This window comes from Lentzea aerocolonigenes, from assembly GCF_000974445.1.
Lineage (GTDB): Bacteria > Actinomycetota > Actinomycetes > Mycobacteriales > Pseudonocardiaceae > Lentzea > Lentzea aerocolonigenes.
In genome coordinates this window covers 335,694-347,548 of record NZ_BBOJ01000009.1, presented here as the reverse complement: position 1 = coordinate 347,548, position 11,855 = coordinate 335,694, and the positions used below count along the sequence as shown (strand labels likewise).

The following is an 11,855-nucleotide window of genomic DNA, read 5'->3' as shown; positions in this document are numbered from 1 at the left end:
TCCATGTACCCGACAGTGGCCGACGTCGTCGCTCTCCCCGTGATCAGGCAGGGAAAGCCCCGTTTGGTCGCGGGATCAGCCGGCCTGAGCCGCCGCGTCCGATGGGTGCATGTGGCGGAGATCGCAGACATCGCGCCGTTGCTGCGCGGCGGCGAGCTGGTGCTCACGACCGGCGTGATGCTGCCCGAGTCGGGCCTCGCCCGGTACGTCGAGGAGCTCGCCGCCGTCGGCTGCGCCGGGCTGGTCGTCGAGCTGGGGCGGCGGTGGCGCGACGACGTGCCCGCCGCGCTGGTGACCGAGGCGGAACGACACGGGTTACCGCTGGTCACGCTGTCCGAGGAGACGAAGTACGTGGCCGTCACCGAGGCGGTCGTGGGGCTGATCGTGGACGCCCAGCTGGCCGAGCTGCGGGCCGCGGAGCAGGTGCACGAGACGTTCACGGCACTGACGGTCGCCGGTGCCGAGCCCGCCGAGGTGCTGCGCGAGGTGGCGCGCACGTCCGGGCTGCCGGTGGTGCTGGAGACGCTGGGCCACGACGTGCTCGCCTACGACGCGGCGGGGCACGATCCCGTGACGCTGCTGGACGACTGGGCGGCGCGGTCGCGTGCCGTCACGGTGTCCGAACGGACCGCCTACGACACCGAGTCCGGGTGGCTGATCACGATCGTCGGCGCGCGCGGCGCCGACTGGGGACGGCTCGTGCTCGTCTCGCCGGAGCCGCCGCCGCACCGGCACGTGGTGGTCGCCGAGCGCGCGGCGTCCGCATTGGCCGTGCACCGCCTTGTGGCACGTGATCGCGAATCGCTCGAACGGCAGACGCACCGGACGTTGCTAGCACAGCTGTTGGGCCAGTCACCGCAGTCGCCCGACCTCGGTGCGCGGGCGGCGGCGCTGGGCGTGCCGCTCGAACGGCGGCAACTGATCGGTGTGGCCGTGCGGCCAATATCGGTACTACACGGGCAAACGCTTGCGACACAAGAAGTACTGCGTGATCTGGCAGAAGCGACCGCATTGGCCGGACGACGCGTCACGGTCGCAGCGCTGGTCGGCGTCGTGGACGACACGTCTGTCCGTGCGTTGCTCTCAGTGCCGATGACCGTTGGCGTGGAAGGGGTGCTGCGCAAAGTCGCGCGCGAGATCCACCGCACGGCGGCGTCGACCGTGGTGATCGCCGTGGGCACGACCGTGACGACCACGACGGACGTCAGGCGGTCGCTGGGCGAGGCCGCGCACGTGGCCGGTGCGGCGTTGCGGGCACCGGGAACGCAGCTCTACCACCGGCTCGACGACGTGCGGTTGCGCGGGCTGCTGCACCTGCTGCGCGAGGACGAGCGGGTGCGGGCGTTCGCGGACCGCGAGCTCGGACCGTTGCTGGCGCGGGACTCGGCGCAGGGCTCACGGCTGGTGGAGCTGCTGCGGTGCCTGTGCGAGAACGGCGGCAACAAGTCGGCGGCGGCTGGTGCTGCTCACCTCTCCCGGACCGCCTACTACCAGCAGCTGGCGCGGATCGAGCAGGTCCTGGGCGTGTCGCTGGAGGACCCGGAATCCGTGCTCTCGCTCTACGTCGCGCTGCTGGTGCACGAAATGGGCCCGTGACGGCAGCACGGGCCCATTTTCAGCGTGCGACTCAGCCGTTGATGGTCGGGAAGGTGCCCGACAGCACGTTCGGGTTCGGCACGACACCGTTGGTCGGCAGGTCGGACAGGCTCGGGGCCTTCAGGTCACCGACGTGCGCGTTGCCGGCCAGGGCCTCGGCGTTCGGCAGGGCCGGGAGGGTGCCGAGCTCGGGCGCGACCGGGTTCGGAACGGTGCGCTCCTGCGCGGCGCCCGGCAGCTCGGGCAGGGCCGGCGCGGCGGGCAGGTCGTTCACGACGGGCGCCTTGACCTGGCCGAGGTGCACGGCACCCGCCGACTCGAGCGGGTTCGCGTGCTCGGTGGCGTCGGAGATCACCTTGTCCGCGCCGACCTCGGGGAGGCCACCGTTCAGCTGCGGCACCTCCACGGCGTTGGCCGAGCCCGCCAGCAGCGGGGCCGCACCGGCGGCGAGAAGGGCGGCGGCGCGGAACAGTCCGGAACGAGACACAGTTTTCCTCAATCTGGTTTGGGGACCGATCTTCGTTTTCATCGGCGCATTCGGTTCGGTCATTTATCCGCTCGATCGGGTGTTCAGGGCTTGAACCTCACGCCACGGGAGGTCCTACGGTCGTCGTGTGACCCGTTGGAGCATCGGTGACCTGGCCAAAGCGAGCGGACTGACCGTCCGCACGCTGCACCACTACGACGAGATCGGACTGGTCGTCGCGTCCGAGCGAACGACATCCGGTCACCGTCGGTACACCCCGGACGACGTCCGACGCCTCTATCAGGTGAGATCGCTGCGCCAGCTCGGTCTTTCGCTGGACGAGGTCCGGTCGGCACTGTCGCGTTCGGACTCGCTGCGGCCGATCTTCCAGGCCCAGCTCGCCGCGTTGACCGCGCAGGCTCAGCAGGTGGAGGCACTGCGGTCGCGGCTCACCGCCCTGCTCGACGGGCACACCACCGAATCCCTTCTGTCCACTTTGGAGATGATGTCCGTGCACGAGAGCTACTTCACCGCCGACCAGCTCACCGACCTGCGGTCCCGCGCCGCCGCCCTCGGCCCCGAGGCCGTGGAGGCGCTGAAGGCCTCCTGGCTCGAGCTGGTCAAGCAGCTGCGGCAGCACATGGCCGACGGCACGCCCGCCACCGACCCGCGCGTGGTGGAGCTGTCGCGGCAGTGGGACGCGCTGGGCGCCCGGTTCACGGGCGGCGACGCGGCGATCCAGGCCGCTGCGCAGCGGTCGTGGGACGAGAACAAGGCGTCGATCAGCGCGCAGATCGGGTGGCCGGCCGACGACGGCCTGGTCGACTACGTGACTCAGGCGCGCGCCGCGCAGTGACGTTGCCGAACCGGCAAAATCGCCGGGTGGGTCTGCGACCGGCGCGGTAGAACACCGTCATGTCCGCTGATGACGACGCCCGCCGCCTGCAGGCGAGCAACCCGGCCGGTTGGTTCGAAGATCTCTACGCGGAGGCCGAAGCCGGCACGGCCTCCGTCCCCTGGGACCAGCCCCACCCGCAACCACACCTCGTCGAGTGGGCCGACGGTGTCGACGGCACCGGTCGGAGCGCCCTGGTCGTGGGCTGTGGCTACGGCCGCGACTCGGAGTTCCTGGCGTCGCTGGGCTTCGACGTGGTCGCGTTCGACATCTCCCCCACCGGGATCGCGACCGTCCAGGCGCGCTATCCGGACTCGAAGGTGAAGTACGTGGTCGCCGATCTCCTCAACCCGCCCGCGGAGTGGCACCACGCGTTCGACCTGGTCGTCGAGAACATGACGGTCCAGGCACTGCCCGTCGACCTGCACGCCCAGGCCACCGAGCGCGTCGCGTGGCTGACCGGGTCGGAGCTGCTCGTGCTCGCCGTGGCCCGCGACGAGGGCCCGGTGCCCGACGGTCCGCCCTGGCCGCTCACGCCGTCCGAGATCGAGGCGTTCGCGGCGGACGGCCTGACCTCGCGTTCCGTCAGGCGCGACAACGGCAGGTGGGTCGCGGAGTTCGTGCGGTAACTGGCCATGAACTGACCACTTATGACGGACTTTCGCGCCATAGCGTGAATCATGCTCGTTCGTCGGCTGATCGCCCGTCTGCTCGACTGGCTCCTGGTGCTGGTCGTGGCGTGGCCGTTGGTTCACGAACCCGTGCTGGTGGTGCTCTGTGCGGCCGTGTACGACGCACTGCTGCTGCGCGTGAACACCTTCGGCAAGGCCCTCGTGGGCCTGAGGGTCGTGGGCCCCGCGTCCGGCCTCAGCCTCAGACAGGTGCTGGCCCGCACGCTCGTCACGACCGCGCTGCCCGGCGCGGGCGTGGTGCTCGTGCTGACCGGTCTGGGCTGGCGGGAGCCCGCGCTGATGGCGGGCCTCGGCTGGCAGCAGCCGTGGGTCGTCATCGGCGAGCACCTGGAGGTCGCCTCTGCGGGGTGGCTCGGCTCGCTGCTGCTGGTGAGCGGGCTGGTGCTGCTCGTGCTGACGCTGGTGGAGGCGCTCGACCTGCGCGGGACGCGGACGTGGCACGACCGGAAGGCCGGCACGGCCGTGATCCGCGTCCCGATGGCGAAAGCCCGCCGGTGATCGAACGGCTCACCGGCGGCCGCCTGGCCTCCGGTGTCTTCCGGTCGGGCAACGAGGTGCACAGGCCCCGGTCCGATTTCGCCGCGTCCGTGCTGACCCTGCTGGAGAGCAGGGGCTTTCGCGGAGCTCCCCGGTTTCTCCGGCGCACCGGCGAGACGGACGTGCTCTCCTTCGTCCCGGGACACGTTCCGCCCCGGTTCCGGCCTTGGTCGGACGCGCAGGTGGGGGCAGCGGCCCTGCTGTTGCGGGAGATGCACGACGCCACGCGGGGCAGCGACCTGGCCGGGCGGTTCGACGTGGTGTGCCACCACGATCCCGGGCCGAACAACGCGGTCTTCCAGCACGACGTGCCCGTCGCGTTCATCGACTTCGACGAAGCCGCACCGGGAAGCCACCTGGAGGACGTCGGGTACCTGGCCTGGACCTGGTCGATCTCGTCCAGGCAGGCGATGCCGCTCGACCACCAGGCGAGGCAGGTGCGGCTCATCGCCGACGCGTACGGCCTCGACGTCTCCGAACGGCACGCCCTCGTCGACTGCGTGCTCGAGCGGCAGTCCCGCAACGTGCGGTTCTGGACGTCGCGCGCTGCTCCCGCCGATCGGATCGAGTGGAGCAGGCGGGAGCACGCGTTCGTGCACCTGCATCGGGACGTGTTCGACCGCGAACTGGCCTGAACCTCAAAGCCGGCGCTCGATGAACCCCAGCGCCTCAGGCAACACGCGGCGCCAGTAGCCGCCGTCGTGTTCGCCGTGCTCGAACGCCCCCTCGGCGCCCACCGCCCGCGCCAGGTCCCGCGCCGGGTCGTGGAACGGGTCCTCCTGCCCGCACCACACGCCGACCGGTGACGTGATGGCCGCCGTGTGCCGCAACGGCTCGTGCTGCTCCCACACCTCGCGCGAGGCGAACCCGTTGATCCGCTCTGCGTCCTCCCACGTCGGGAACAGCGCCGGGCTCACCGCCGCCACCGCCTTCAGCGGGCGCCGCGAGGCAATGTCCAGCACGCCGAACCCGCCCATCGACACACCCAGCGCCGCGTCGAACGGCACCGGCGGGGTCAGCCCGACCCAGTAGTCCTCACCGCCGTTGACCACCGCACACCGGAACCCGCGGCCGTTCAGGAACTGCGGCAGGCCGAGCGACTCCCACCACGACGCGCTGCCGCCGCGGCCGTGCAGCACGAGCACGGTCGGGCCGGCCGTGCCCATCCACGCGCCCCACGGCGTCGCCTGAACGGGCACGGGCGGCACGTTCGGCACCACTCCGTCGGGGCCCGTCCAGCCGAGGAGCCGGCGGCCGCGCGGGGTCAGCGCGCCGTACGTGCCCGCCGCGCCCACCAGGCCCACGCCACCGATCAAGACCGCTCGCCGCGACATCGCCACGCCGCTCAGTGAAACAGAACGTGCGCAGAATGTGCGCGGATCAAGACAAGCGTGGACACTTTGACACTGCCACACCTGCGGCACCGGACCCAGGATTCTCCGATGGAACCGACCGCGTTCGCCGTGTTTCAGCAGCGTAACAGGGGGTTGAACGATGGCAGTTGAGTCCTCCCCGCCCCAGGTCACACCGGACGGCCGCGTCGAACTGAGCGACGTGGGTCCCATCAAGGACAGCCGTTTCTACAACCCCGAGCTCGCGCCGGTGCCGATCGAGCAGCGGACCTGGACGACGTACAACTTCTTCGCGCTGTGGATGGGCATGGCGCACAACATCCCCAGCTACACGCTCGCGGCGTCGCTGATCGCGCTGGGCATGGACTGGGTGCAGGCGTTCCTCACGATCACCCTGGGCAACCTGATCGTGCTGATCCCCATGCTGCTCAACAGCCACGCCGGCACGAAGTACGGCATCCCGTTCCCGGTGTTCGCCCGCGCGTTCTACGGGATCCGCGGGGCCAACCTCGTCGCGCTGCTCCGCGCGTTCATCGCGTGTGCCTGGTTCGGCATCCAGACGTGGGTGGGCGGCAAGGCGCTGCACGTGATCATCGGCCGGCTGGCCGGGGAAGGGTGGACCAAGGCCTCCGTCGTGGGCGGTCAGCCCTGGACGTTGTGGTTGTGCTTCTTCGGTTTCTGGGTCGTGCAGATGCTGGTCATCTGGCGCGGCATGGACGCGATCAGGCGATTCGAGAACTGGACGGCGCCGCTGGTCAGCGTCGGGTTCCTGATCCTGCTGGGCTACGTGCTGGTGAAGGCGGGCGGCTTCGGGCCGATCCTGCACACCGGCAGCAAGCTCGGCTGGGGTCCCGACTTCTGGAAGGTCTTCTTCCCGTCGCTGATGGGCATGATCGCGTTCTGGTCCACGCTCTCGTTGAACATGCCGGACTTCACGCGGTTCGGCGGGTCGCAGCGCAAGCAGGTCACCGGGCAGATCCTCGGTCTGCCGACCACGATGTCGTTCATCGCGATCGTGGCGATCCTGACCACGTCCGGCGCGCAGGCCCTGTACGGCGAGGCGATCTGGGACCCGGCGGACCTCGCGTCCCGCTTCGACAGCACGATCCTGGTGCTCATCGCGCTGATGTCGCTGGTGCTGGCCACGATCTCGGCGAACCTCGCGGCGAACGTCGTCAGCCCGTCCTACGACTTCTCGAACGCGTTCCCGAAGCGCATCACGTTCGCGATCGGCGGTCTGATCACGGGCGTCGTCGGCGTCCTGATCCAGCCGTGGCGGCTGATCTCCGACCCGAGCATCTACATCTTCGCGTGGCTCGGGTTCTACGGCGGTCTGCTCGCTTCGGTGGCGGGTGTGTTCGTGGCCGGGTACTGGGTGATCAAGAAGACCCAGCTGCACCTCGGCGACCTCTACCTGGACGGGCGGGGCGCGTACTGGTTCAACGGCGGCTGGAACTGGCGTGCCGTCCTGGCGACCCTAGTGGGCTCCGTGCTCGCGGTCGGTGGTGCCTACGGCGGACCGTTCCCCGCGGACGGCCTGATCCCGTTCCTGAAGCCGCTCTACGACTACAACTGGGTGGTCGGCTTCGTCGCCGGCTTCCTGGTTTTCCTTGCTCTGAAGGACAACACGGCAAAGGAGACGACCAGGTGAGCAACATCATCCGGGCGGCGCTCGTCCAGCAGAAGTGGACGGGCGACAAGGAGTCGATGATCGCGAACGCGGTCGAGCACATCCGCAGCGCCGCTTCCCAGGGCGCGCAGGTGTTGTGTCTCCAGGAGCTCTTCTACGGACCGTACTTCTGCCAGGTTCAGGACGCGGACTTCTACTCCTACACCGAGGCGATTCCCGACGGCCCCACCACGGAGCTGATGCAGGAAGTCGCGGCGCAGAACAACATCGTGCTGATCGTGCCGATGTACGAGGTGGAACAGCCGGGCGTCTACTACAACACCGCGGCCGTGATCGACGCGGACGGCACGTACCTCGGCAAGTACCGCAAGAACCACATCCCGCAGGTGAAGGGCTTCTGGGAGAAGTTCTACTTCAAGCCGGGCAACCTCGGTTATCCCGTGTTCGACACCGCGGTGGGCCGGATCGGCGTCTACATCTGCTACGAGCGCCACTTCCCCGAGGGCTGGCGCGCGTTGGGGCTCGCGGGCGCGAAGATCGTGTTCAACCCGTCCGCGACGTCTCGTTCGCTGAGCGAGTACCTGTGGCGGCTGGAGCAGCCCGCCGCGGCCGTCGCGAACGAGTACTTCGTCGGCGCGATCAACCGCGTCGGCGTGGAGCCGTTGGGCGACAACGAGTTCTACGGTCAGACGTACTTCGTCTCGCCGCGCGGCCAGCTCGTCGGTGACGCGGCGTCCGACACCGAGGAAGAGCTCGTGGTGCGCGACCTGGACCTCGACCTGCTGACCGAGGTCCGCGACACGTGGGCGTTCTACCGCGACCGCCGTCCCGACACCTACGAGGGCCTGGTGAAGCCGTGAGCGTCCTGATTCGCAACGGCCTGGTCATCAACGCGACCGGCTCGCACGCGGCCGACGTGCTGATCGAGGGCGAGCACATCGCCGCCCTCGTCACGCCGGGGTTCGAGGTGCAGGCCGACGAGGTGATCGACGCGGCCGGGAAGTACGTGATCCCCGGCGGCATCGACGTGCACACGCACATGGAGATGCCGTTCGGCGGCACCCAGTCCGCGGACACGTTCGAGACCGGCACGACCGCGGCGGCGTGGGGCGGCACGACCACGATCGTGGACTTCGCCGTGCAGCCCAAGGGAAGTTCGTTGCTGTCCACTCTGGACAAGTGGCACAGCAAGGCCGACGGCAACTGCGCGATCGACTACGGCTTCCACATGATCATCTCCGACGTGAACGACGCGTCGCTGAAGGAGATGGAGTCGTGCATCGCGGCCGGGGTGAACAGCTTCAAGATGTTCATGGCCTACCCCGGCGTCTTCTACGCGACGGACGGCGAGATCCTGCGCGCCATGCAGAAGGCGCGCGAGACCGGTGCCACGATCATGATGCACGCCGAGAACGGCATCGCGATCGACCAGCTCGTCGCACAGGCGCTCGCCAACGGCCTCGGCGACCCGGTGCAGCACGGGCTGACCCGCCCGCCGGAACTGGAGGGCGAGGCGACCTCGCGCGCGATCCAGCTCGCGAAGGTGACCGGTTCTCCGTTGTACATCGTGCACTTGTCCGCGGCACAGGCACTCGACGCGGTCACGGCCGCTCGTGACACGGGCCAGAACGTGTTCGCGGAGACGTGCCCGCAGTACCTGTACCTGTCGCTGGAGGACCTGGCCCGTCCCGGCTTCGAGGGCGCCAAGTACGTGGCGTCGCCTCCGTTGCGCCCCAAGGAACACCAGTCGTCGTTGTGGCGAGGTCTGCGGACGAACGATCTTTCGGTGGTGAGCACCGACCACTGCCCGTTCTGCTTCAAGGACCAGAAACAGCTGGGGCTGGGCGACTTCTCCAAGATCCCCAACGGCATGCCCGGCGTCGAGCACCGGGTCGACCTGCTCCACCAGGGCGTCGTGAAGGGCGAGATCACCCGCGAACGCTGGGTCGAGATCGCCTCCACGACCCCGGCCCGGATGTTCGGCATGTACCCACGCAAGGGCGTGATCGCTCCGGGAGCGGACGCGGACGTCGTGATCTACGACCCCGCGGCCACCCAGACGATCTCGGCGGAGACCCACCACATGGCCGTGGACTACTCGGCCTACGAGGGCTTCGACGTCACCGGCAAGGTCGACACCGTGTTCTCCCGCGGCCGCAAGGTGATCGCCGACGGCGCCTACCACGGCTCGACGGGCCACGGCCGCTTCGTGCCCCGCGACCTCAACCAGTACCTGGTCTAGGAAAGGACGATCGTGGACTTCGGCATCGTGCTGCAGACCGACCCGCCAGCGCGGGACGTGGTGGAAGGCCTCCGCGCCGCCGAGGACTGCGGCTTCCGCTACGGCTGGACGTTCGACTCCTGCGTGCTGTGGCAGGAACCGTTCGTCATCTACTCTCAGGTCCTCGCGGCCACCCGCGACCTGGTCATCGGCCCCATGGTCACCAACCCGTCCACCCGCGACTGGTCGGTGACGGCATCACTGTTCGCGACGCTGAACGACATGTTCGGCAACCGCACGGTCTGCGGCATCGGCCGAGGCGACTCGGCCCGCCGCGTGATCGGCCAGAAACCGGCCTCCCTGGCCACTTTGGGTTCCGCGATGCACGTGATCAAGGAGCTGGCGGAAGGCCGTTCCGTGGAGCACCACGGCACACCCGTGCAGATTCCGTGGGTGCGCAACGGAAAGCTCGAGATGTGGATGGCCGCGTACGGTCCGAAGGCGCTGAAGATGGTCGGCGAACAGGCCGACGGCTTCATCCTGCAGACCGCCGACCCGGACATCGCCCGCTGGACGATCGGCTCGGTCCGCGAGGCCGCCACCGCCGCCGGACGTGACCCGTCGGCCATCACGATGTGCGTGGCGGCCCCCGCCTACGTCGGAACTGATCTCTCCCATCAGCGGGACCAGTTGCGGTGGTTCGGCGGCATGGTCGGCAACCACGTGGCGGACCTCGTTGCGCGGTACGGGGACTCGGGCGTCGTGCCCAAGGCCCTGACCGACTACATCAAGGACCGCGAGGGCTACGACTACTCCCACCACGGCAAGGCGGGCAACCGCTCGACCGACTTCGTGCCCGACGCGATCGTGGACCGGTTCTGCCTGGTCGGTCCGGAGTCGGCGCACGTGGAACGGTTGCAGGAGCTGAAGGAGATCGGAGTCGACAACTTCGCGCTGTACCTGATGCACGACGAGAAGGACAAGACGCGCGACGCCTACGGCTCGTCGGTGATCCCGGCGGTCTAGGCACCTCCGAAAATTGTCAGACCGGCCCCGTAACGTGCACTCCATGACCGAATCACTGGCTGTGGTGCACTGCGAGGGCTGGGATCCCGCCGAGCGCAGGATCGTGGGTCGGCTCCCGGTCGCGGTCGCGCAGCAGCGTGACCGCGCCGGCGAGCAGTACGCGTTCTGCTTGGTGGAACCGGAATCCAGACGTGTCGTCAGAGTCGGCGAGATCGCCTGGGCCGCGGGCTTCGCCCGTCTGTCGTTCGTCGACGCGTTGGGCAGACGCGAGCGGGTGGTCGAGTACCGCGTGCTCGATCACCGGTTGTTCCGGCTGAACAGTCGCCAGTGGACGTACGACACGCCGGACCAGGCCGAGTTCGACGACAGCGCGGCGTACTCGTCGAAGTCGCACCGGCCGGACGGCAGGTCGGAGTACGCCACGAAGGTGACGGGCGATCGCGGTGGCATGTTCTACCACCAGCCGGCCGTCGACGTGGCCGAACTGTTCAGCGAGGTGCCGCGGTTACCCGACTGGGCGACGTTCGCCGAGGTGCCGCCCGGCGTCGCCCTGGTGTTGGAGGACCCGGCCGAGGAGTTCGCCGAGCCGCCGTGGCGTCCTGCCACGCCGCTGGCTGCCGACGGCATCGAGACCGCGTTCGTCCCCGGCCGTCGCTGGAAGCTGAACGATCGCACCGTCACGACCGACGTCGTGCAGGCGGGCACAGCCCGCCTGCCGAGCGGCCAGGTCGTCGCCGCCGAACCCTCGTGCCTGCGCGAGGACCTCAATCCGTTCAAGATCTCCGTCCCGCCCGGCGACTACCCCGTCGAGCTGGGGATCATCCGGTTCGACGACGACCCGGCCCACGTCCGCGTCACCGCGGCGAGGCTCGTGGTGTCCGAGGAGCCCGTGGCGACGTGGGAGCCGGCCCTGGAGGAAGGAGAGGATCCGCGCCTGCTCGGCCAAGACGAGTACTACGGCTTCGGGGTCGACGCCGGCACAGGTTCCTTCTTCGACGCCACCGCGCTCCCCGCGTTCGAGCGCATCCTCGACTGGGAGACGGACGAGGCCGCTCTCCTCGAGGACATCATCGGGGCCCGCACAGTCGTGATACCCGACCCCGAGTCAGGAGCGACCCTGGTCGCCTACGCCTCGGGCTGGGGCGACGGCTCCTACCCGACCTGGATCGGCCGGACGGCGAGTGGCGAGGTGGCCTGCTTCGTCTCGGACATGCTGATCCTGCGCCACTGCGCTCCCGTGGCCGAGGAGGTGCTGAACTGAGCTGACTGCTCCGTCCGGGGTGCTTCGGCGCGGCTCCGGCCAGGAAGGGCGGGCGGCAAACCGATACTGCTCTGATGCCGCACGACGACATCTCCAACTCCGTAGAGGACGCGTCCGGGCAGTTCGTGCAGGCCGGCAAGATCACCGGCGGCGTGCACTTCCACCAGGCCCCCGCCGGC

The 11,855-nt window shown here is 69.2% G+C and carries 12 protein-coding genes; 10 read left to right on the top strand and 2 right to left on the bottom strand.

Annotation, left to right across the window (positions count from 1 at the left end; translation table 11 throughout):
* Positions 1–3 precede the first annotated feature (3 nt).
* Positions 4–1,596 (top strand): PucR family transcriptional regulator, encoded by a 1,593-nt coding sequence (locus tag AOM45_RS19815; protein ID WP_030466188.1) that lies wholly within the window; start codon positions 4–6, stop codon positions 1,594–1,596.
* A gap of 31 nt (positions 1,597–1,627) precedes the next feature.
* Here AOM45_RS19815 and AOM45_RS19810 read toward each other — a convergent pair whose 3' ends face one another.
* Positions 1,628–2,083 (bottom strand): hypothetical protein, encoded by a 456-nt coding sequence (locus AOM45_RS19810; RefSeq protein ID WP_030466189.1) that lies wholly within the window; start codon positions 2,081–2,083, stop codon positions 1,628–1,630.
* A gap of 127 nt (positions 2,084–2,210) precedes the next feature.
* Between AOM45_RS19810 and AOM45_RS19805 the strand changes: the two genes are divergently transcribed.
* Genes AOM45_RS19805 through AOM45_RS19790 form a run of 4 tightly spaced genes read left to right on the top strand, consistent with a single transcriptional unit; the run spans position 2,211 to position 4,821 of the window.
* The gene (locus tag AOM45_RS19805; RefSeq protein WP_030466190.1) at positions 2,211–2,918 is read left to right on the top strand and encodes a MerR family transcriptional regulator; all 708 of its coding nucleotides are present in this window, start codon (positions 2,211–2,213) and stop codon (positions 2,916–2,918) included.
* Positions 2,919–2,977: 59 nt separating this feature from the next.
* A complete protein-coding gene (locus AOM45_RS19800; protein ID WP_030466191.1) occupies positions 2,978–3,586 on the top strand; it encodes a class I SAM-dependent methyltransferase in 609 nt (202 codons plus the stop codon).
* Positions 3,587–3,637: 51 nt separating this feature from the next.
* The gene (locus AOM45_RS19795) at positions 3,638–4,147 is read left to right on the top strand and encodes an RDD family protein (RefSeq protein ID WP_030466192.1); all 510 of its coding nucleotides are present in this window, start codon (positions 3,638–3,640) and stop codon (positions 4,145–4,147) included.
* On the top strand, positions 4,144–4,821 hold the full coding sequence (locus AOM45_RS19790; RefSeq protein ID WP_030466193.1) for a phosphotransferase: 678 nt from the start codon (positions 4,144–4,146) through the stop codon (positions 4,819–4,821). Before AOM45_RS19795 ends, AOM45_RS19790 begins: the two co-directional genes overlap by 4 nt.
* 3 nt (positions 4,822–4,824) lie before the next feature.
* Here the strand turns inward: AOM45_RS19790 and AOM45_RS19785 are convergent, their stop codons facing one another.
* Complete coding sequence (locus AOM45_RS19785) at positions 4,825–5,526, bottom strand: alpha/beta hydrolase (RefSeq protein ID WP_051782928.1); 702 nt, start codon at positions 5,524–5,526, stop codon at positions 4,825–4,827.
* 154 nt (positions 5,527–5,680) lie between these two features.
* Between AOM45_RS19785 and AOM45_RS19780 the strand changes: the two genes are divergently transcribed.
* The 5 genes from AOM45_RS19780 to AOM45_RS19760 are packed head-to-tail and all read left to right on the top strand — an operon-like array spanning position 5,681 to position 11,676.
* The gene (locus AOM45_RS19780; protein ID WP_035909495.1) at positions 5,681–7,189 is read left to right on the top strand and encodes an NCS1 family nucleobase:cation symporter-1; all 1,509 of its coding nucleotides are present in this window, start codon (positions 5,681–5,683) and stop codon (positions 7,187–7,189) included.
* Complete coding sequence (locus AOM45_RS19775; protein ID WP_030466196.1) at positions 7,186–8,028, top strand: nitrilase-related carbon-nitrogen hydrolase; 843 nt, start codon at positions 7,186–7,188, stop codon at positions 8,026–8,028. Before AOM45_RS19780 ends, AOM45_RS19775 begins: the two co-directional genes overlap by 4 nt.
* Positions 8,025–9,410: a dihydropyrimidinase gene (gene hydA, locus AOM45_RS19770; protein WP_030466197.1), complete on the top strand. Its 1,386-nt coding sequence runs from the start codon at positions 8,025–8,027 to the stop codon at positions 9,408–9,410. The genes AOM45_RS19775 and hydA overlap by 4 nt, the downstream gene beginning before the upstream one ends.
* Before the next feature lie 12 nt (positions 9,411–9,422).
* Positions 9,423–10,415, top strand: a complete 993-nt coding sequence (locus AOM45_RS19765; RefSeq protein WP_030466198.1) for a TIGR03842 family LLM class F420-dependent oxidoreductase — start codon at positions 9,423–9,425, stop codon at positions 10,413–10,415.
* Between the two features lie 43 nt (positions 10,416–10,458).
* Positions 10,459–11,676, top strand: a complete 1,218-nt coding sequence (locus AOM45_RS19760) for a DUF4241 domain-containing protein (protein WP_051782929.1) — start codon at positions 10,459–10,461, stop codon at positions 11,674–11,676.
* Positions 11,677–11,855: the final 179 nt, after the last annotated feature.